The organism is Nocardioides sp. AN3, from assembly GCF_054653495.1.
On sequence record NZ_BAAIGC010000038.1, the window covers coordinates 25,458 to 46,283 of the forward strand.

The window sequence follows — 20,826 nt, forward strand, 5'->3', positions numbered from 1 at the left end:
ATGGACAACGGCGTAGGCGACGCTGCGTTCGCGCGCGCACCGCTCGATGGAGTACGGATCCTCGACCTCACGGGCACGATGTCGGGCCCGTTCTGCACCTTGCTGCTCGCGCAGCTCGGAGCGAGCGTCGACAAGGTGGAACCGGCGTCAGGTGACGTCGTTCGACACCTGACGCCGGGGCGGCAGGCGGAGATGTCCCCGATCTTCCTTGCTCTCAACGCGGGGAAGAGGTCCGTGATTCTCGACCTGCGCGAGCCTGCGGATCGAGATCAGCTGCGTCGGGCTCTTCCGCACTACGACGTCGTGGTGCACAACATGCGGCCCCAAGCGGCGGAGCGCGTGGGACTGACGGCCGACGGACTCGCAGAGGTCGGGTCGAACGCAGTCCTGTGCGAGCTCGTCGGCTTCGGTCCTGGCCCCTACGCCGCGCGGCCCGCGTATGACGACACGATCCAGGCGATGTCGGGAGTGGCCTGGGTCCAGGGCAACGGTCGTGAACCCGAATACGTCAGGACGGCGGTCGCCGACAAGACCGCAGGGATGTACGCGGCTCTAGCTATCTGCGCCGAGCTCACGTCGCGTGGACGGGGCCAGGCGCCGCGAGTGGTCCGCGTTCCTATGTTCGAGGCCATGGTCGCCTTCCTCACGGCCGAGCAGCTGGGAGGACTCACGTTCGAGCCGCCGTCCGGTCCGGCCCTCTACCCGCGGACGGCCTCGCCGTACCGCCGACCCTTCAGGACCAGCGACGGCTATGTGAGCGTGATGCTCTACACCGACCGCCACTGGGCCGCCTTCCTTCGCGCTACCGGCCATGTCGACTTGGTCGATGACGCTCGATTCGCGACCCTCGGCGGCCGGACCGCGAACATCGATGCGGTCTACGCTCTCGTCGCCGATGAGCTTGTCCTCCGCGGCACGGCGGAGTGGCTGGAGATGCTCGAGGAGATCGACGTTCCGCACGCGCCGGTCAACTCCCTGGAGCAACTGCTCGACGATCCCCATCTGCGGGACCAGAAGGTGTTCGCCGAGGTCAGGCACCCGTCTCAGGGGCGCATCCGGACGGTGCGCGCACCGTTCCTCTTCGACGGTCGACGCACCCCGGACCTCGAGCCGGCGCCGACGCTCGGCCAGCACACCGAGTCGGTGACGAGCACCTGGGGACATCCGCTGGACGACCAGAGCCTGACTGAACGGGAGCTCGCTCCCGAGGGAGCGTGACGTGGCGCTGGGCGAGGAGGAGCGGCGACCGTTCGCCTCGATGGTCACGGAGCAGGCGATCGACCAGGCGGCGGAGCGGCTGTGGCTGGCGGCGTCGACCGGGATCCCATGCGCGCCCGTGCGAGATCTGATCGGGTCCGACGACATCGATGCCGCGTATCTGGTGCAGGCCCGCTGCAACGCCCGACGGGCGATTGGCACCACGGTGATCGGGCGCAAGATCGGGGCCACCTCGGAGGCGGTTCAGATACAACTCGGCGTGAACCAACCCGACTTCGGTGTTCTCTTCGCCGACATGAAATTCAATGACGGAGACGTGGTCCCCTACGAACGGCTCTTGCAGCCGCGAGTGGAGGCCGAGGTCGCCTTCGTGCTGAAGGACGACCTGGTCGAAGGGCCGTTGGACATCGCCCAATGTCGGGCAGCGGTGGCGTTCGCTGTTCCGGCTCTCGAGATCGTCGACAGCCGGATCTCGGACTGGGACATCTCCTTTGGCGACACAGTGGCGGACAACGCCTCGAGCGGGTTGTTCGTCTTGGGGCGTGACCGCAAGTCGCTCGACGAGTTCGAGCCAGCGGACGTGCTGATGGGGCTGCGCGTCGACGGAGACCTTGTTGCGTCGGGCGATGGCAGGGAATGCCTTGGCGACCCGCTGAACGCTCTCTCGTGGCTCGCACGGCGCGCTCGCGAGTTCGGTGATCCGCTCCTCGGGGGCCAGGTGGTCCTCTCGGGCGCGCTGGGGAAGCTCAGTGCCGTACATGCCGGGGCCAGGGTCGAAGCGGTCATCAAGCCCTTGGGCCGCGTCACCGTCAACCTCGCTGAAGGCACTCCGGCGCGACGCCGCGAGCCCTGAGGGCCCAAGGCCCTCTCGCCCATGAGGCGGCGGCCGGACGATCGGCCGAACGGATCCTCCCTCTTGCCCGAGGTGTGACAAGCCGGGGCCCGATCCTTGACGACCGAGCCCCGACCCGTGGTTGACGGCCCCCTCGAGCGGCGGCGACTGCGGGTGGTCAGAGGGAGGTCGCCCACTCCTTGACCGTGACGACATCTGCCTGCACGGGGAAGACGCGCTCGATCAGGAAGTCGTGAACGTCTGCCTCGGGGTCGGCGCATGCATCGGAGAGCACTGTGATGCCGAAGTCGCAGTCGCCGGCGTAGCGCACTGTGGAGAGGACGACGCCCGCAGTGGTCAGGCCGGCGAGGACGAGCCGCGAGACGCCGAGGCCGGTGATGACGGCGGACAGGTCGCTGCCGGCGAACGCGCTCATACGGCGCTTAGTGACGACGATGTCCTTCTCCGTGACACCAAAGGCTGGGTGCACTTGTGCCGTCGGCTCGGTCTCAACGAAGACGTCGCCGTAGCTTGCGAGGGGCCTCTGGCCCTTGTTGGCAGAGGTCACTTCCGGGTAGCCAGGGCGAAACGCCACACGAACGAAGACCACGGGGATCTCCTGCCTGCGGGCGGCGGCGACCGCTTCCACCGCCGCGGCGAGGGCGGGACTGTCATCGCCTCCCACCGCGCCGAGGATGACGGGCTGGAAGTCCATGACGAGCAGGGCCTGGTCGTTCATAATTTCCTCTTTCTCAGGGTGATGACGAGAACATCTGGGATCGGTCGCGGCTTCGTCGCGCGTTTACGACCGGCTCATCCGAGGATGGGGCCAGCCTCCATGCCGCCGTCGACGAGGATCTCGGTGCCAGTGACCCACGAGCTGTCGTCGGAGGCGAGGTACAGCGCGGCCCGGGCGATGTCGCGCGGCTGCCCCGAGCGCGGGATCGGCATCCTGTCGAAGAACGAATCCGGGACTCCGGCCTTACGCGACATCGGCGTATCGATCTGACCGGGGACGACATGGTTGGCGCGGACGCCCGATCCGGAGAAGTCGAGCGCCGCGTTCCGCACCAGCGCGCCAGCCGCCGCCTTGCTGATCGCATACGGCGCCATGCCGGCCACGCCATACGTCACGCCCGCCATCGACGTGACGACCACGATCGAACCGCGCTGGCCGCGGCGCATTGGTCGGCCTACCGCCTGAATCCCGTGCAGAACACCGAGCGTGTTCACCTCGAACGCGCGCCGTACATCGGCCGGGTCGCACGAGTCTGAGGAACCCATGACCATGACGCCGTGGGCCTGTACGAGGATGTCGGGTGTCGCTCCGAAGTGATCGAGACACGTGGTGACGGCGGCCTGCCACTGGGCTGGATCGCATACGTCGAGCGGGTGGTATTCGGCGGCGGGCCCGAGCGACTGGGCGACTGCCTTTGCATCTGATTCGGGAAGGTCGCAGACGAGGACGGAAGCGCCCTCGCTGACGAAGAGCTGTGCTACGGCGCGGCCGATCCCCCCGCCGCCGCCCGAGACGATCGCGGTGCGACCGTGCAGCCGCCCGTACCCGCGCGACCGAGAAATGGCGGGTTCTGGTGAAGCGTCGTTCATCTGCGTCTCCTGCCGGGGCCGGTCGATGCCGGCGCTCATAAACATGCTTATGTTAGGCCGGTTCATGCCGCGACAGTACGCCGATCTTGGGTCACGAGCAATGCCGCGCCGGCGAGCAAGGAGCCGGACCCGATTTCGTGACGAGGCTTGTCAACTGGACTAATCATGACTATGATTAATATCGCTAATTACTCACGGGCGCGGCGAGCACCGCAACGGGCTGCCGGCGCCTGCCCGGGAAGGATCGTTGGACGTGGCTGAGAAGGACACAGTTTGGATCGACCTGCTCGACACGGCTTTCGAGCAGAAGTTCTACGACGTTGCGGGCGTGCGAACCCGCTGCCTGGAGAGCGGTTCAGGGGCACCGCTGATGCTGCTGCATGGAGGCGGTGGTCACGCCGACACCTGGGTGCGGAACCTCGGCCCGCACGCGCCGTACCGCCGCTCCTATGCCATCGACATGCTCGGACACGGCTTCACGGACGCCCCCGGCGACGCCAGCTATACGACGGCGGAGGTGATCGACCATGTCGTGCGCTTCATGGACGTGGCTGAGATAGAACGCGCCGACTTCTGCGGTGAGTCCTTCGGGGGCCGGGTCTCCGCGTGGATGGCGATCCGGCACCCGGACAGGGTCAATCGCCTCGTACTCAACACCTCGGGGGGCCTCCCGGCCACCCAGGATCATCAGACGGAGGACGTCGAGGACCTGCTGGCGCGCACCACCGCCTCGCTGAACCAGACGAGCACCGAGGCTGTGCGGGCCCGCATGGCGTGGCTCTTCGCCGATCCGACGCAGGTCCCTGAGGAGTTCATCCGCATACGACAGGCCATCTACGCGCGCCCCGGAATCAAGGACTCGCTGACCAAGCTCTTCAGCAAGCTGTTCGACCCCGAGGACGCACAGAACTACTGGCTGACGCCTGAGCGCCTGGCACAGGTGGCGGCGCCGACCCTCGTCATCTGGACGGACCAGAATCCGATCCACACCTACGAAGACGCTCGCGAGGGGTTCTCCCATATCCCCGACGTCCGGTTCCACCTCATCAACGGGGCTGCCCACTGGCCCCAGTTCGAGCAGCCGGAGGAGTACAACCGTGTGCAGCTCGACTTCTTGACCGATGGCCGGGCATCTGCCGGAGACGCTGATGCAGCGCTGCTGGCTGGTCAGGTTAGCTGACCGGCCTGGACTCGGTCGAAGGCTCACCAGGTCATCAATCGAACAATGATCATCCAGTCAATCCGGTCTAGCAACACTCAGACCCAGGACGCCTCCAGGAGGAACCGATGAGCGGTCACGAAGAGCGCATCCAGGCGGACACGGACGTCTGCATGGGATCAGGGCTGTGCGCCTTCATCGCCCCAGACAACTTCGACGTCGTCAATGGAACCGTTGTGGTTCTCGAAGCGGCGGTCCCCGCAGGTGCCGCAGAGGCTGTGCGAGAGGCTGTCGAGTCCTGTCCGACCCGCGCAATCGCGATCGCGTCGGTGTCCGAACGATCCTGAGCTTCGATGCCGGGGTTCGAACCAGGCCGCCGCGGCCAAGTCATGCGTCGCCCGACCGCTGAGCTGGGCTCGTACTCCGCTGACCCGTCGCCATGCGACCACTCGAACGGCCTGCTCGCCGGCCGCTGAAAGGCGCACCGGCGCACGAAGGTCCACGCCCACCGCAGAACGAGGGACAACATGCGACACGACAACAAGGTCGTCATCGTCGATGGTGCGCGCACGCCGATCGGCAGTTTCGGAGGGATGTTCAAAGACGTCGCGGGGTACGAGCTCGGCGCCGTGGCTGCCCGAGAGGCACTTCGTCGCGCGGGCATCTGCAGTGGACAGGTCGACGAAGTCGTCATGGGGTGCATCGGGCAGGTCGGCGCCGACGCGTACAACGCGCGTCGGGTCGCCTTGGCCGCAGGCATGCCGATCAGCGTGCCTGCCTATACCGTCAACCGGCTTTGTGGGTCTGGCCTGCAGGCGATCTGGTCGGCGGCGATGCAGATGAACTGGGGCGGCATCGACATCGCTCTTGCGGGTGGCGACGAATCGATGACGAGAATGCCGTTCTATGACTTCGGGGCGCGTGACGGATATCGGCTGGGGAACCGTGAGCTCGTCGACGGGACCGTGATGATGCTCTCTGACCCGTTCAGCGGGGTCAAGATGGGTATCACCGCTGAGAATGTAGCTGCCAAGTACGGCGTGACCCGACCGGAGCAGGATGAGTTCGCGTTGGAGTCACAGCGGCGAGCAGCGACTCCGGAGGCAGCAGCGGCATTCGCGGAGGAGATCGTTGCGGTCGAGGTGGCCGGGCGCGTGCCGTTCACGGCGTCTGTCGATGAACACCCGAAGCCGGGGACGACGCTCGAAGCCCTCGCAGGCCTGCGCCCGGCGTTCATGAGCGGCGGCTCCGTGACGGCAGGCAATTCGTCTGGCATCAACGACGGGGCCGCGGCGCTCGTCCTCGCGCGCGATGTCGTGGCCACTGAACGAGGACTCAACGGATTGGTCTCGCTCGAAGCGGTGACGACAGCCGCCCTGGAGCCCGAGCTGATGGGGTATGCACCCGTCTTGGCCTTGCAGCGTCTCTTCGAGCAGACCGGCACGCGTCCCTCGGACATCGGAATCGTGGAGCTCAACGAGGCGTTTGCGGCGCAGGCCGTCGCATGCATCCGCGACGCTGGCCTGGATCCTGTCCGGACGAACCCGTACGGCGGCGCGATCGCGCTGGGCCACCCCGTAGGGGCAACAGGCGCGAACCTGGCACTCCGCGTTGCGAAAGACATGGTGCGCCGTGATCTCGAGCTCGGCATCGTCACGATGTGCATCGGCGGGGGGCAGGCGCTCGCCGCGCTCTTCCGAAGGGTCTAGAGCTGCCGACCGACCGGGTTGCGAAGTCCCGGCAAACAAGCCGTTGACCGCGCCTGCAGGATCCCTTACGTTATGACATCAGTCATGCCAATCATAATTATGTTTAACACCTGCCACATCGTTTTGGCGGGGTCGCGGATCGCGGGTTTCCCGCAGTCGGCGCGTCCTGACGTACTCATCCAGTAGGAGTCCAAACATGTATCCCCAATTTCTTCGCCGGGCTGCCGCGGCAGCCGTGGCGTTGAGCATCCTGGCACTCAGTGCGTGCGGTGGCAGCGACGACAGCTCGGCTGGCTCCCAGCGAGCGCCGAAGGAGGTCAAAATCGCCACCATCGGTAGCTACCTCACGATCTTCAGCGCCATGTGGGCTGCCCAGCCGGGCTTCGACAAGATCGAGAAGGACTTCGGCACGAAGATCTCCTTCCAATCCTTCGGCAAGGGCGCCGACGCCATGTCCGCCATGCTCGGGGGGTCCGTCAACGTCAACGCGGGCACCTCCTCGCCCGACACTGTGCAGGCCGTTCTCAAGGGCCAGGACATGGTCTCGATCGCTTCTCTCTTCACCGGCCCGGGTCTGGTCTTCGTCGGTGCCAAGAAGTTGGAGAAGAGCCATGGCACTGACATCAAGGCGTACGACGGCGCCACGTGGGGCTACACGGCCGAGGGCTCGTCGGCCCAGATCAACGCGCAGAAGGTCGCGGAGCACAACGGCCTGAGCTGGGACCATCAGAAGGGCGTCGCACTCGGGTCGATTGCTGCCTACGAGCCCGCGCTCCGCACGGGACGGGCGGACATCGTCGCCATGGACTCCACGTCCGCCGCAATCGCGATCACCAACGGCTCGGGCTATGAGGTCTACAACGCCAACAACCTAGCCGTGCATGGTCCGGTCCTCGGGGGGCCGATGCCCGGTAACGCCGTGTCCGTGACGAAGCGCTTCAGCGACGACTACCCCGAATTGACCCAGGCCCTGGCTACGGCGATCGTCGAGGGCCTCAGCAAGGTGCGCAAGGCTACCGACGCTACGCAGGCCTACGATCTCATGCCTGCCGGATTCAAGAAGGTTCACAAGGACGACGACCAGTTCAAGACGGAGTGGGCGCTGACCCAACCGGCGTTCGCTGGTGCCGACGGGGGCTACACGCCTGCGTCCATCAGTGCGGTGATGACGTACAGCAACGTCGCGGAGGACCAGCGCCCGAAGGTCGAGACGGCCCTGAGCGACAGTTATGTCGAGAAGGCGTACGACATCCTCGGACTCCCACGTCCCACCCTCTGACGTTCTGACGGCCGAGGAGGGCCGGGACCCCACCCATGGGTCCCGGCCCCTTTCGCGTGTCTTCCGCAGCCACGATGGGCGCCGCGCAAGAAGTCCTCGTCGGGTATCGGCCGTTCCAGTCAGCGCTGTGTGGGGAGCTCGGTGTATGTGCCCGCGCGCTCAACCGACCAGCGGCCCCGCTGGGCGAGCGAACTCATGGTTCCTTGCGCCAGTGGGGCTCGCTTGCTTCTGGTGCCTACTGGCTGGCGCGGTCGGCCTCCGTGATGCGGGAGGCGGCGTGAGCGCCCCCGTCGATGAGCAGGTCCGCGCCGTTGACGTACGAGCTGCGGTTCGAGAAGAGCCAGACGACACCCTCTGCGAGCTCGCGCGGCTCGCCGATGCGACCCATCGGCAACTTGGTGGCGATCTCGGCTAGCTTCTCCTCGTCGAAGTTCTGCTGCAGCAGGCTCGTCAGGATCTTTCCGGGCAGGACGGAGTTGACACGTATGCCTTCGCGCCCATACTCACCGGCGACCGCCTTGGTCATGGCGACGACGCCAGACTTGGACGCTGCGTACGGAGCGAGGCCCGGCGGCGGCTCGATGGTCGCGCCAGACGCGATGTTGACGATCGAGCCCCCGCCCGCCCGTTGCATCGACGACAGCTCGGCGCGGAGGCAGTAGAAGAGCCCCTCGAGGTTGACGTTCATGACCTGCTTGAAGTCCTCGTCCGAGTACTGGCCGAGCCAGCGCCGCGGTCCGGAGACGCCAGCGTTGTTGAGGGCGCAGTCGAGCCGACCGTGGTCGTCCTGGATCCGAGCGACGATCGCGTCCACCTCGGTTCGGTTGGTCACATCGAGGGCGAACGCCCGGGCGACATCGCGGCCTGCGTCGGTGTTGATCGACTTGGCGACCGAAGCGGCGGCGTCGCCATCGCGGTCTGTGACGACCACGGCCTCGGCGCCTTCCTCTGCGCAGAGCCTGGCAACCGCGGCCCCGATCCCGGATCCTCCCCCCGTGACGAAGACGGTCTTGCCGGTCATCAATGTCGTCGACATCTGGTGTCTCCTCATCTGCGAGCCGCCCATGCCGGGCACCCGCCGTAGTTGAATGTGTTAATGATAATTACAGCCCGATGATCGGCCCCGGAGGCCGCTCTTTCGCCGGCTTTCGCGGCCGCCGTGCCGGTTGACACCTGCGTTGAGCATGATCATAATATGACTAGTTTGTGGTGGCGTCGATCACGCAGCCATGGAGAGCCCCCGGAGGAGTAGGTCTCTTCGGGCAGGTATCCCCAGAGGTCCCTGTCGTCGTCAGTCCGTGACCAAGCAGGCCGGCATCGCGCCGTGTCGTCAGCCGGGAGGCGTCTGCGACATGAAGACCGTGAACATCGACCAATCCGAATTGGTGGGGGATCTGTGAGTGCCAATCCGACAAGAGGGGAGACCTCGATGTCGTCAATCACCGACCGCCCGACGTCGACAGCGCCGAGCGCTGATGCGGACCTTGCCATCAAGCTGGCTGATGTCACTCGGAAGTTCATGCGTGGCGGCAAACCGTTCACTGCGGTCACTGGCGTCAACCTGGACGTTTGCCGTGGCGAATTCCTCTCAGTCGTCGGTCCCTCCGGTTGCGGTAAGTCGACGATGCTGAACCTGGTCGCCGGCCTGGCCAAGCCCGACGGGGGAACGGTCCACACCTTCGGCGCTGAAGTCAGGGGCGTCAGCCGTGACGTCGGCTTCATCTTCCAGCGCGATGCCCTGCTGCCCTGGCGAACGGCCCTGCAGAACGTTGCGCTGCCGCTGCGCTACCGTGGCAAGAGCAAAGCAGAGGCAAGCGCCCTCGCCAAGGAGTGGCTGGAGCGCGTGGGCCTGGCTAAGTTCGCTGACTCCTATCCCAAGCAGCTCTCAGGCGGCATGCGCAAGCGCGTGGCCATCGCCGCCACGTTGGCATATCAGCCTCGGATCATCCTCATGGACGAGCCCTTCAGCGCCCTCGACGTCCAGACCCGTCTGATCATGGAGGACGACCTGCTCTCCCTCTGGGGCACCTACCGCCCGGCCGTCTTGTTCATCACGCACGACCTGGAAGAGGCCGTCGGCCTCTCAGACCGTGTCGTCGTCATGAGCGCGTCGCCGGGACGGGTCATCGGGGACTACGAGGTGCCGCTTGTGCGCCCGCGAAACCTGCTCGACGTCCGCTTCGACCCGATGTTCACCCAGACGCACGAGGAGATCTGGGAGCAGCTGCGCACCGAGGTGGTGAGGTCGCGTGTCGACTGAGCTTTCGACTGCGCCGACGGAGGCCTCGGCGGCGGACATGTCTCTGAGTCGGCGCGTCGCCGCGCAAGCTCGGTCACGTAGGAGGACCACCGCCCTCGTGTGGGTCACCCGCCTTGCCGTGTTCTTGGCCGCTGTCTTCGGCTGGTACTGGGTTTCGCGCGACGCCACGTGGGTCACCCTCGTGAGCAGCCCGAGGATCGTGCTCGACCAGATGGCCACGTGGGGTCATGAGTCCGGCTTCTGGTCCGACCTACTGTTGACGGCGACGGAGGCTGCGCTCGGCTACGCGCTCGGAGTGGTCGCCGCGCTGCTCCTGGTCGCGATCATCGTTCCTGTCCGTGCGATCGACCGGTTCTTCGCGCCGTTCATTGCTGCCGCCAATGCGCTGCCGAAGATCGTCCTGGCACCCCTGTTCATTCTCTGGCTCGGCTTCAGCATGACCTCGAAGGTCCTGTTCGTGGCCTCCGGAATCTTCTTCCTCGTCTTCTATGGCATCTATTCCGGTGTCCGCAGTATTGAACCGCTCCTACTCGACAACACGCGCGTCCTCGGCGCCAGCCGCGTGCGCCTCGTGACTGACGTCTACCTTCCCTCGATTGTCGGTTGGCTGATCGCGAGCCTGCAGCTGTCTGCCGCGTGGGCCCTGACGGCCGCGGTGGTCTCCGAGTACCTCGGCTCCAACCGCGGTCTCGGGTTCCGCATCGCCCTGGGCCAGCAGACGCTCGAGCCGGCCGCCGTCGTGGCTGGCATCATCGTTGTGGCCATCCTGGCCGTCGTCGTCGATCGGGTCCTCGCGCTCGTCGAAAGAAGGTTCACGCAATGGCGCGTCTTCTGAAACCCCTGCTGCCCTTGGGTCAGCTCGCTGTGGTCGTGTCGATCTTCGGGCTGTGGTCGTTCCTGGCGCGGGTGGGGGTACTGGACCCGTTCTCATTCGGTACGCCGTCCGAGACGTTGTCGACGCTCGGCACGTGGCTGCGCGACGGTACAGTGCTGGAGAGCGCGCTCTCGACGCTGCGCGTGCTCCTCGCCGGCTGGATCATCGGGACGATCATCGGCATGCTGCTGGGCACACTGCTGGGTCTGTCCTCGTTCGCAAGCCGCGTCGCAAGCCCATTCCTCGCCTTCTTCAACGGCATGCCGCGGCTCATCCTCTACCCGTTCCTGGCCATCTGGCTCGGGTACGACCTGACGTCCAAAGTGACCCTCGTCGCCCTCGTGATCCTCGTTCCGGTCACACTTGTGGTCGCGACCGGATTCCGGGAGGTCGACGAGGATCTGGTCAACAACATGCGCCTGTTCGGAGCCGGGCTACCTCAACTCATCAAGGACGTCTACGCACCTTCCTTGGCGAGCTGGCTCCTCGGCTCGGCCCGTGTCACCCTGGGTTACGCGTTCCAAGCCGCGATCGCGGCGGAATTCGTCGGCGCCACGGTCGGCCTGGGCTACCTGGTAGTCCGCGGGCAGTTCGACCTGAACGTCAACGAGATCTGGGCGGCCCTGTTCGTCGTCGTGCTGCTCGCCTGGCTGCTCGATCTGGTGGTGTCGGCGGCTGATCGGCGGCTTCTGCGCTGGATGCCGCAGCGCGCCTGACCCCTCAGGTCACCCGGGCCCTGATGGCTCGCGGACTGATGCTCGAGGCCGAAGGTCAACAGCGCCCGGGAGAGCGCGCGGATGCCCACTTCCCCGGGCGCTGTCATCGAGGTGGTCGGCGATCAGACCTCGTCCCACATCGCGACGGGCAGGTTGAGTCCTCGGTAGTCCGCCTCGCCGAGTGGGCCATCGGGCTGGTACCCCAGGAACGTGATGACGGCCTGCATCTGACGAGTGTGCTGCGTGATCGAGTAGGTATTCGACTCGATCACCTGGTGCAGCGGCACCTTGCCGTAGAACATCTCGACCTCGCGCTGGGGGTTGTCCCCGCTGACGAGCCACGCCTCTGCCCGGCGCTGCAGGTCGCGGCCGCGTGCCTCGACTTCCTCGACCGTCACCTTCTCCTCGAGGTAGTCCTCGCCTTGAGGGGATTGGTATCCGGCGAGTGCGTAGACCTCCAGCGGAGAGAAGTCGGTGTCCGGCTGCTCGGCCACCAGCACGAGACGGCTCAGGTGGCCGACGACGTGGTTGGCCAGACCGAAGTAGGTGCGGCCCGGTCGCCCCGGTAGGCCATCCTCGTAACGCGCGACGGGGAGCTGGCGAAGGAAACGAAGGGCAGCGTCGACATGGCGCACTGATCGTGCGATGAGCTCCTCGACCGGCAAGGGGGCGCGATCCGTCTTGAGCCCCAGCACCTCATCGACCATGGCGAGGTCGAGGCCGAAGACATACCGGTCGCCACGAGTCAGGACGGGGAGGCCCTTGGCGCCGAGCGTGTCGAGCTCCTGGAAGCCGGCCGGGTCTTCGACCACATTGACGGCGGTGAACTTGAAACCGCGCCGCGTCACGTGCTCCTTGAGCCGCACGCAGTTGGAGCAGCCGGGCTTCCAGTAGATACGAATCTCGGGATCAGCGATGGCAGTGGGCATGAACTTTCCTCTGTTTGGAACCAGGGTTCAGGCGCACCCTAATCTAATATGAAGATGATAAACAGAGTCTGGTCTCAAGGGGGATCGCAAGGCGCCGCGCGGGACGCGTCGGGTGAACGCGGTGCCCGCGCACCTGCTTCCCGTCGATCAGGCGAGGTGGCGGGGTGTCGAGCAAGCGCCGCCCCCGTTACCTTCTTCGTGCCCCAACCAAGGGGTTCTGGTCACCAGGCCCGGTATGGCTCTCTGCCCCTGTCGTATGCATGATCCGGGGGGTGTTGCCGCCGGGGTGGCGGAGGATGACCGCTGATAGGGACAGGGCCGCCGGATGGTTGGTCTCTTCGTAACGTGGATGCCGGCGCTCTTCGCCCGACTCGGTGACCAGCCGAACGAGTTGGAAGGACCAAGTCCGAGTGCCCCGCCCTGAGTATGCCGTCTACCTCGGTCTCGATGTCGGCAAGACCGAGCACCATGCGACCGGGCTCGACCCCGACGGCGAGCGAGTCCATGACAAGCCGCTGCCCCAAGACGAGGCGGCGCTGCGGACGCTGTACGACAAGCTCGCCAAGCGCGGGCCGGTGCTGGTGGTCGTCGACCAGCCAGCCTCGATCGGCGCACTCGCGGTCGCGGTCGCCCGCGATGCCGGTATCGACGTGGCCTACCTGCCCGGGCTGGCGATGCGCCGGATCGCGGACCTGCATCCCGGCAACGCCAATACCGACGCGCGCGACGCCTACATCATCGCCGAGGCCGCCCGGTCGATGCCGCACGCACTGCGTGGCGTCGACCTCGGCGAGGACGCCTTGGCCGACCTGGAGGTCATCGTCGGCTACGACGACGACTTGGCCGGCGAGGTCACCCGGATCAGCAACAGGATCCGCGGGCTGCTCACCCAGATCCACCCCGCCCTCGAACGCGTCCTGGGGCCAGACCTGCAACATCGTGCCGTGCTCGAGCTCCTGGCCAGGTTCGGCGGGCCGACCGGGCTCCGCAAGGCACAGCGTCGCCAGCTGATCGCAGCGACCAAGCCACGTGCTCCCCGCAAGCACGTCGCGATCGTCGAGGGCGTCCTCGCCGCGCTGCCCCAGCAGAGCGTGACCGTGCCCGGCACGGCCGCCGCCGAGCTGGTCCTGCCCCAGCTCGCCAAGCAGCTCGCCGGACTGCTCGACCAACGTGACCGGGCGGCCAAGCAGATCGAGGAGATGTTTGATGCACACCCTCTTTCCCGAGTCCTGACCTCGATGCCCGGCATCGGCGTCAAGACCGGAGCCCGCATCCTCCTCGAAGTCGGCGACGGGTCGTCCTTCCCCACGCCCGGCCACCTCGCTGCCTACGCCGGCCTCGCCCCCGTGACCCGCCGCTCCGGGTCCTCGATCCGGGGTGAGCACCCCAGCCGCGGCGGGAACAAGAACCTCAAACGAGCCTTCTTCCTCGCCGCCTTCGCAGCCCTCTCCGACCCGGCCAGCCGGGCCTACTACGACCGCAAACGCGCCGAGAAGAAGAAGCACAACGCCGCCCTCATCTGCCTCGCCCGACGACGCGTCGACGTGCTCCACGCCATGCTGCGCAACGGCGCCCTCTACGAAGACCGATCAACACCGGCCGCGGCTTGACGAACCCCATAGGGACACCCCCCGGCTACTCGGGCTTGTCGCCGATGAGGGTGCCGGCCGCGACGATGCCCAGGGGGACGTGCTCAGGCTCGTCGATCAGGTGCGCTTCCATGGGATGTCTCCGGACACGCGGGATCATCAGAGCGACTCCGGCGGCGATCACCATCGCGGCTGTGAGCGCGAGGAATCCAGTGGTGTAGCCGGACTCCTTCGGCGGACCGTTGGGGAGTGCGGCGGCTGTCACGATGCTCGCCATGGCGGCGGCCCCGATCGCGCCGCCGATCGTCCGGACGTTCGCGTTCATCCCACTCGCGACTCCGGTCTGCTCGGGCGGCACGGCCGAAACGATCAGGTTCGACAGGCAGGCGAAGATGAGTCCGATGCCAGCACCCATCACCGCGTTGGCGACGTAGAGCTCCCACTGGTGTTCGTGGGCGAGCGCCATGATCGCGTAGGAGCCCGCCACGACGAGGCAGCCGAGCACCACGACCGGACGCGGGCCGTAGCGGCGTGCAAGGGGGGTGGAGTAGAGACCGACGAAGCTCATCATGAGCGACATCGGAAGCATGATGAGCCCGGACTGGGTGACGGTCGCACCGAAGCCGTAGCCAGCAGATTGCGGCGTCTGGGCCAACTGCGGCAGGAAGCCTCCTGCGGCGTAGATCCCGAAGCCGACAAGAAAGGCGACCGCGTTCGTCGTCCACACGGCAGGCAGGCGCATCATCTCCATGTCGACGAGGGGTGACGCGGAGCGTGCCTCGGCCAATACCCAACCGACTGCGATCACCACGGCAACGACCAGAAGGCCGGCGACCCGACTGCTCGTCCAGCCCCACGACTGCCCCTCGCTGAGGGCGAGCAGCAGTCCGATCAACCACGTGGAGAGGAGTGCTACGGGGAGGAGGCTGATCTTGCCGGAGATGCGAACGGGTGAGGCGGGCACGACGAACGCCGCCGCCACGCCGGCGATCGCGGTGACGATCATAGGGAACCAAAAGAGCCAGCGATAGTTCAGAACCTCCACGATCGGTCCGGCGAGAGCGAGCCCCATACCAGCTCCGACGGCGGCCAGCGAGGCGACTACCCCGACCGCGCCCGGGACCTTCTTCTCGGGAAACTCGTCTCGGATGATGCCGAACGACAACGGCAGGACTCCGGCCCCGATGCCCTGGATCACGCGCGCGACGATCAGGACTTCGACGCTCGTCGCGATGGCGGCGATGAGCGATCCTGTGGACAGCGCTGCGAGCACCGCGACGAGCATTCGGTCCTTGCCGACCTTGTCGCCGATTCGACCCACGATCGGCGTGCACACGGAGGCCGAGAGCAGATAACCGGTGAGCACCCACGTGACCGTCGCCTGATCGGTGTCGAGGTCGGCTTGGATGACAGCTAGGACAGGTGTGACCAGTGACTGAAGCAGCGAGAACGCCGTGACCGAAACAGCCAAGACGCCGAAAGTGAGGTGAGCGCGTGGTCGGCGCCCTGGTGAAGCCATATGGCGCCCTCGGGGGCGGCGTGTAGTCCGTTGTGACCTGAACATGCTGAAGGCATTCGATTCGTGGGGAAGATGGTCGTATCATTATCATAATATTTCCCGAGCGAGCGGAGACGAAGATGGAACTCGAGCGCCTGCACCTCTTTGGAGAGAGTCGTGCGCTTTCGTGGGCCGTGCGGGCGCGCGACACCATCCACGTGGCTGGGATGGTCGGCATGCGCGTCAACTTCGAGGCGCCGACCTTGGACGGATACGACTTCCCTGATGGGATAGAGGCGCAGATGCGACAGGCCTATTTGAACATAGGGTGGATCCTGGCCCGTTTTGATGCCGCGCTTACGGACATCGCTCAGCAGACGTTGTTCTTCATCGGCGACGGGCCCGCGGTCACTGCCGCCAACCAGATCGTGAGGCGCGAGGTGTTCGGCGATCTTCCCCCTGCTAGCGCCATGGTCGGCGTGCAGAACCTCTTCCACCCTGACTGCCTCCTGGAGATCCAAGCGACGGCGTACCGGCGCTGATGCACCTGTAGACAGGCACTCTTTTGCGATCTAGGGTGGCGACCCTGCATATCATTCGCATGATTGAGGAGGGACCATGTCGACACCGTTTAACCTGGACGGCCAGAATGCGATCGTCACAGGCGGCGGCCGCGGGCTCGGGTTGGAGATCGGCCGTGCGCTCGCCTGCCACGGGGCGAACGTTCTGCTCGTCGGTCGCAGCGAGGACACGCTCGCGGAGGCCTGCTCGGATATCGGCGCGGTGGCAGGCGGTCGCGTCTCGTACTTCGTCGGAGACGTGAGATCGGCGGAGACCGCCGTCGAGGCGGTCAGCCGCCTGCGTGAGTTGCATGGCCCGGTCACGATCCTCGTGAACAACGCACAGCAGATCGCAGTCGCGCCGCTGATGCAGCTCACTCGAGATGACTTCGAGGCCGGATGGCAGTCCGGGCCGTTGGCGGCGGTCGCGTTCATGCAGTCGGCGCACGAGGATCTCCAGCAGGGCGGTGTCGTCATCAACATGCTCTCGGGAGCGGGTGTGCGATGGGACATGGACACCTTCGGTGCGTACGGCGCGGCGAAGCAGGCGATGACGGCGATCACGCGCACGGCTGCATGCGAGTGGGGGCCTCTGGGCATCCGAGTGTTGGGGGTCATGCCGGTCGGCATCACCGACGCGTGGACCTCTTTCGAGGCCGCGTACCCCGAGGCGGCTAGCGAGTTCACCGACCGGATCCCGCTGCGCCGCATGGGGTCTCCTGAAGAGATCGCCCAGGTTGTCGCCTTTCTGTGCTCACCGATCGCGTCTTACATGACCGGCTCGATCGTCAAGATCGACGGCGGCCTGGTGCCCTAGGGACTGAGACCGACTTGACTGGTCGTAGAGGCAGGACGTTCAGGACGCAATCTTGACGAGCGGGGCAGCGCAGGCGTGGTCCGATGCAGGTGGCCGGAATCGTCAACGTCTCCCCGAGCTCGGTGCACGCACTCCGGGCAGGCGATCTGCTGGCGGCGAAGTTGGGGAGTACCGGGTCCATCCGCACATCGCCATCGAGCCAGCTCCGTTCCGTGAAAGCCGACCCCATCGTGCGGGAATCGTCGCCACCGAGGTAACCGATGGAACTCCTGGCGGCTGAAGCTGGACGTGGAGGAGTTGCAGGCGCTCCATGGCCGACATATCCGCCTTTGAATGCAGCCGTTCCCCGGCTCGCTTGTTGCGAACGGGGCCGTGCCCGTCGCCCGATCGCGCGTGGCGAACAGTGCGATGAACTGCTGTAACGTCAATGCGCCGGATGCGTTGCCCGCGGCGACGGTGTTGTCGGGCGGGAAACACGTCGCAGGCCGATGAGGACCTCGATCGTCGTCCCGGATTGGGTTGTTCGTCGGCCGAGACCGCGTACTGCTGGCGAAGCCTGTTTCGCGGGCCGACCTTGAACGGCATCCTTAGCTCCGTGAGCGCCGCGTGTACACCTTGCAGTGGCGGGTTGCCGGGGCGGAGCGCAAACTTGTCCTGGGCTGCACTTGGGCCTCGTTGCGCTGGGGGACAGGGCCGCGGTGACGCCTGTCGAGATGTCGTAACGGGCCGGTGAGTATCCTCGTGACGGGCGGATAGCCCCTTCGGGTTGCGAAGTCGTAGAACCACCTCCGCGACACCAACGCGTCGCTGCCGGCCCAACCCGATGTCGACGGCGCCCAGTGCATCGGCATGGCGGCGCTCCAGACGGCTTCGGAGCGCGACTTTCACAGACGGTGGACCGAATATGCGGGGACCCGGTGCGCAACTCGGCGACGAGCGCGCGCCCCGCCGCGCCTCGTGGTGTCCGGCCCGACCTGGCCGATGGAGCCCATGGCAATCTCATCGACGCCCCTGATCGTGATGGCCGGATCGGCCAGGGCCGCCCGGGCCGCGGTGGCGCCCAGCTCGCGCCCTGGCACGTCCCTGTAGACACCGCCGACGCTCCAGTCAGGCCGCGTGCGGCACCGGAGACACCCCTTCCGCGCTCATCTCGGCGCCATTCGCAGCGCGCCATCCATCCGGATAGTGTCGCCGTTCAGATAGTCGTGATCGATGATCGAAAGCGCCAATTTGGCGTACTCGCCGGCCTCGCCGAGCCGCTGGGGGAACGGGATGCCGGCGGCGAGGCCCGCGCGAAACTCCTCTGACACGGTCATCAACATCGGCGTCAGCACGATACCGGGGGCGATCGTCATCACGCGGATGCCGTACTGCGCGAGGTCGCGCGCGGCCGGCAGGTTGAGTCCGATGATGCCGCCCTTCGAGGAGGCGTACGCCGCCTGGCCAATCTGTCCTTCATAGGCCGCGACCGACGCAGTGTTGATGATGACGCCGCGCGCGCCGTGCTCGAGCGGATCGGTCTGAGCGATCGCCTCGGACGCGATGGCGAGCACGTTGAAGGTGCCGAGGAGGTTGACCGACACAACCTCGGCGTACAGATCGAGATCGTGCCTGCCCTCCTTGCCAAGAATCCGGGCGGAAGGGCCGATGCCGGCGCAGTTGACCACCGTGCGTAGCGGGGCACCGGACCCGACTGCCTGCCGCACGCCCGCCTCGACCTGTTGGGGTGCAGTGACGTCCACCGGCACATATGTGATCCCAGAGGCGGTCCCGGCGGCCGCCTCGATCGCTGCCGGCATGTCGAAGACAAAAACCTGAGCGCCCACTCCTACGAGCGCGGCGGCGGTCGCTGCCCCGAGGCCGGAAGCGCCTCCGGTCACGATCGCGGCGGTGTTGGGAAGCTGCATGTTTGTCCCATTCGTGTTCGGAGTGTCCGGCGGGAACGCCGCTCGTCACGGCTGCAAGTTCTCCTGCGAACCGTCTGTGTGGGAAATATACATAGATACCATGATCCTGGTTCGGCACGGGCGGGGGCGGATTGATGGGCATGGGCACGTGACTTCCGAAGCCGATGGAGCATGCGATCGTGATGGTCAGTGACGTCGCCATGAACGCAATGTGCGCTCCGTCCATGCGGGGCGGAGGCAGAGGAGAGGCGGGCGTTGAACTGCGTGGCGGTGCAAGATCTGGATGTGTACCCCGTACAGTCAGACCCTCGGCATGCCCTTCGTTGAGCCCGCGAACGCCGCTGCCCCTTTCTCGTACAGAAGGTCGCGGCCTCCTTGCCGTCGACGGGTGCGGTGCGGAAGATGCGAGTGGCCGGCCCGATCCGGTGACGGTGGCTCGGGAGGTGGGGGACCACGATGCCGCGGCTTGGCGTCGAGACGCCACCGATCGCCAGCGGGTTGCATCGACCAGCGCGACGCGGCCCGTGCGACTTCCCTGCACGCCTATTGCGAAATTCGGCCACCGTCGATGCGAATGGTTGCGCCGGTCATGAAGGATGAGGCGTCGGTGGCCAGGAACAAGACCGCAGGTACCAACTCATCAGCTGTCCCAAGCCGACCGAGTGGCGTCTGGCTCACGTGCTCGCTGACGCGATCGGACGACAGGCGGGATCCCATGCCATCCTCCATGGCCCCTGGCTCCAGGGTATTGACGCGGATGCCGTCTTCCGCCCACTCCCGGGCTAAGGCCATGGTGAGGCCGTGCAGCCCGGCCTTGGAAGAGCGGTAGAGCGATGATCCGGCGCCCCCGGTGTGGATGCCGGTTGATGTCACATTGATCACCGATCCTCGCCCGCTGGCCTTGAGGTGCCGGTGTGCAGCCCTGGCAAGAAAGAACGCGCCGCGGGTATTGAGGGCGTGGACGTGGTCGTACAGCTCCGGCGTCAACTCGTCTGCCGGTGCTCGATGGGCAATCCCGGCGTTGTTCACCACGATGTCGACCCCGCCGAATTTTTCGACGGCGGCCTCGACGACGCGTCCATGGCTCTCCGGCCGCGCGACGTCTGCTGCAATGCCCACGGCGGTACCGCCGTCGCGGCGCACCGCGACCGCGACAGAGTCGCACTCCTCGGCAGATCGAGAGACCACGACGACCCGCGCCCCTGCAGCGGCGAGCCCGCAGCTGATGGCTCGGCCGAGGCCGCGACTGCCACCGGTCACGAGTACTACGCGATCCGTGATGTCGAATCGTTGTCTCGGGTCTGGTGTCGCCCTTAGGGCCTCGGTCATTGCGTCATCCCCTTCTTGTCCGCCTGCATCGGTCGGGTCGAATGCGTCAGGACATGCTTCCCGTCACATTCATGGCTGTCCTGTTGCGTTGCGTGATGGCGTGGAGCGAGCGGGGAGCTGGACCCGCTGCTAGTCCGAAGACGCATGAGCGCGAACTCGTACGCTGACGTAGTCTCCAACCCGGTTCGCCGCAGGCGTGCACGATGACGCGGCCGAAGCGGAACGCCCGTCCGAGACCACGCGGTGGCGCAGAACCCAGTCGAATGGGCCGAAGCCGTTAGCGACGCTCCGGCGCTCGAACGAGCCCCGAGTGGACCCTCCGCAGTTGCCGGCCAGCGCGGTGTCGCCATGCCCACGCCTTCCCCGGTTTGGAAGGACTTAACGGGATCAGGTCGGCCCGCGGGGGCGGCCACGACGAGTACCGCTTCTGACTAGAGCGTGCAGGAGGTGGTCAGCCGATTCGTAAGATCGACGAGAGGAGCCCGCAGGTCGGGAGAGGGAGAGAGCGACCTGGGGGCCCTCAGTCGGTGAGCCGGATGCTT

General features: G+C 66.3%; 19 protein-coding genes. 12 read left to right on the top strand and 7 right to left on the bottom strand.

All coding sequences use genetic code 11. From position 1 onward, the window contains the following. On the top strand, positions 1 to 1,218 hold the full coding sequence (locus ACYQ1K_RS25050; protein ID WP_459986217.1) for a CaiB/BaiF CoA transferase family protein: 1,218 nt from the start codon (positions 1 to 3) through the stop codon (positions 1,216 to 1,218). A 1-nt stretch (position 1,219) separates the two neighbouring features. Then, positions 1,220 to 2,071, top strand: coding sequence for a 2-keto-4-pentenoate hydratase (locus ACYQ1K_RS25055; RefSeq protein ID WP_459986219.1), 852 nt, complete (start codon positions 1,220 to 1,222; stop codon positions 2,069 to 2,071). 157 nt (positions 2,072 to 2,228) lie between these two features. Here the strand turns inward: ACYQ1K_RS25055 and ACYQ1K_RS25060 are convergent, their stop codons facing one another. Continuing rightward, entirely contained in the window at positions 2,229 to 2,789 is a 561-nt protein-coding gene (locus ACYQ1K_RS25060) for a cysteine hydrolase family protein (RefSeq protein ID WP_459986220.1), read from the bottom strand. A gap of 74 nt (positions 2,790 to 2,863) precedes the next feature. Beyond that, positions 2,864 to 3,658, bottom strand: a complete 795-nt coding sequence (locus tag ACYQ1K_RS25065; protein ID WP_459986221.1) for an SDR family NAD(P)-dependent oxidoreductase — start codon at positions 3,656 to 3,658, stop codon at positions 2,864 to 2,866. Positions 3,659 to 3,911: 253 nt separating this feature from the next. Between ACYQ1K_RS25065 and ACYQ1K_RS25070 the strand changes: the two genes are divergently transcribed. From ACYQ1K_RS25070 to ACYQ1K_RS25085, 4 genes are all read left to right on the top strand, one after another. Further along, on the top strand, positions 3,912 to 4,838 hold the full coding sequence (locus ACYQ1K_RS25070) for an alpha/beta fold hydrolase (RefSeq protein WP_459986223.1): 927 nt from the start codon (positions 3,912 to 3,914) through the stop codon (positions 4,836 to 4,838). A gap of 107 nt (positions 4,839 to 4,945) precedes the next feature. Continuing rightward, positions 4,946 to 5,164, top strand: a complete 219-nt coding sequence (locus ACYQ1K_RS25075) for a ferredoxin (RefSeq protein ID WP_459986224.1) — start codon at positions 4,946 to 4,948, stop codon at positions 5,162 to 5,164. A 180-nt stretch (positions 5,165 to 5,344) separates the two neighbouring features. Beyond that, positions 5,345 to 6,526, top strand: a complete 1,182-nt coding sequence (locus ACYQ1K_RS25080) for a thiolase family protein (RefSeq protein ID WP_459986226.1) — start codon at positions 5,345 to 5,347, stop codon at positions 6,524 to 6,526. 196 nt (positions 6,527 to 6,722) lie between these two features. Next, entirely contained in the window at positions 6,723 to 7,805 is a 1,083-nt protein-coding gene (locus tag ACYQ1K_RS25085; RefSeq protein WP_459986228.1) for an ABC transporter substrate-binding protein, read from the top strand. 235 nt (positions 7,806 to 8,040) lie between these two features. On the opposite strand, the gene ACYQ1K_RS25090 is transcribed toward ACYQ1K_RS25085, so the two are convergent. Further along, the gene (locus tag ACYQ1K_RS25090; RefSeq protein WP_459986229.1) at positions 8,041 to 8,841 is read right to left on the bottom strand and encodes an SDR family NAD(P)-dependent oxidoreductase; all 801 of its coding nucleotides are present in this window, start codon (positions 8,839 to 8,841) and stop codon (positions 8,041 to 8,043) included. A gap of 393 nt (positions 8,842 to 9,234) precedes the next feature. Here ACYQ1K_RS25090 and ACYQ1K_RS25095 point away from each other — a divergent pair, with 393 nt between their 5' ends. From ACYQ1K_RS25095 to ACYQ1K_RS25105, 3 genes are all read left to right on the top strand, one after another. Then, positions 9,235 to 10,065, top strand: a complete 831-nt coding sequence (locus ACYQ1K_RS25095; RefSeq protein WP_459986231.1) for an ABC transporter ATP-binding protein — start codon at positions 9,235 to 9,237, stop codon at positions 10,063 to 10,065. Between the two features lie 97 nt (positions 10,066 to 10,162). Continuing rightward, positions 10,163 to 10,900, top strand: a complete 738-nt coding sequence (locus tag ACYQ1K_RS25100; RefSeq protein WP_459986233.1) for an ABC transporter permease — start codon at positions 10,163 to 10,165, stop codon at positions 10,898 to 10,900. Next, on the top strand, positions 10,885 to 11,655 hold the full coding sequence (locus tag ACYQ1K_RS25105; protein ID WP_459986235.1) for an ABC transporter permease: 771 nt from the start codon (positions 10,885 to 10,887) through the stop codon (positions 11,653 to 11,655). Before ACYQ1K_RS25100 ends, ACYQ1K_RS25105 begins: the two co-directional genes overlap by 16 nt. A 122-nt stretch (positions 11,656 to 11,777) precedes the next feature. Here the strand turns inward: ACYQ1K_RS25105 and ACYQ1K_RS25110 are convergent, their stop codons facing one another. Continuing rightward, on the bottom strand, positions 11,778 to 12,584 hold the full coding sequence (locus ACYQ1K_RS25110) for a glutaredoxin family protein (RefSeq protein WP_459986236.1): 807 nt from the start codon (positions 12,582 to 12,584) through the stop codon (positions 11,778 to 11,780). Between the two features lie 410 nt (positions 12,585 to 12,994). Between ACYQ1K_RS25110 and ACYQ1K_RS25115 the strand changes: the two genes are divergently transcribed. After that, positions 12,995 to 14,194 carry an IS110 family RNA-guided transposase gene (locus tag ACYQ1K_RS25115; protein ID WP_459986237.1) on the top strand — a complete coding sequence of 400 codons (1,200 nt, stop codon included), beginning with the start codon at positions 12,995 to 12,997 and terminating at the stop codon, positions 14,192 to 14,194. A gap of 25 nt (positions 14,195 to 14,219) precedes the next feature. Here the strand turns inward: ACYQ1K_RS25115 and ACYQ1K_RS25120 are convergent, their stop codons facing one another. Then, the gene (locus ACYQ1K_RS25120) at positions 14,220 to 15,644 is read right to left on the bottom strand and encodes an MFS transporter (RefSeq protein ID WP_459986238.1); all 1,425 of its coding nucleotides are present in this window, start codon (positions 15,642 to 15,644) and stop codon (positions 14,220 to 14,222) included. Positions 15,645 to 15,811: 167 nt separating this feature from the next. Here ACYQ1K_RS25120 and ACYQ1K_RS25125 point away from each other — a divergent pair, with 167 nt between their 5' ends. Further along, positions 15,812 to 16,213 (top strand): RidA family protein, encoded by a 402-nt coding sequence (locus tag ACYQ1K_RS25125; protein WP_459986241.1) that lies wholly within the window; start codon positions 15,812 to 15,814, stop codon positions 16,211 to 16,213. A gap of 76 nt (positions 16,214 to 16,289) precedes the next feature. Further along, positions 16,290 to 17,048, top strand: a complete 759-nt coding sequence (locus ACYQ1K_RS25130; protein ID WP_459986242.1) for an SDR family NAD(P)-dependent oxidoreductase — start codon at positions 16,290 to 16,292, stop codon at positions 17,046 to 17,048. Positions 17,049 to 18,193: 1,145 nt separating this feature from the next. Here the strand turns inward: ACYQ1K_RS25130 and ACYQ1K_RS25135 are convergent. Together ACYQ1K_RS25135 and ACYQ1K_RS25140 are read right to left on the bottom strand one after the other, a co-directional pair. Then, positions 18,194 to 18,955: an SDR family NAD(P)-dependent oxidoreductase gene (locus tag ACYQ1K_RS25135; protein ID WP_459986244.1), complete on the bottom strand. Its 762-nt coding sequence runs from the start codon at positions 18,953 to 18,955 to the stop codon at positions 18,194 to 18,196. A gap of 543 nt (positions 18,956 to 19,498) precedes the next feature. Further along, positions 19,499 to 20,284, bottom strand: a complete 786-nt coding sequence (locus tag ACYQ1K_RS25140) for an SDR family NAD(P)-dependent oxidoreductase (protein WP_459986245.1) — start codon at positions 20,282 to 20,284, stop codon at positions 19,499 to 19,501. Positions 20,285 to 20,826: the final 542 nt, after the last annotated feature.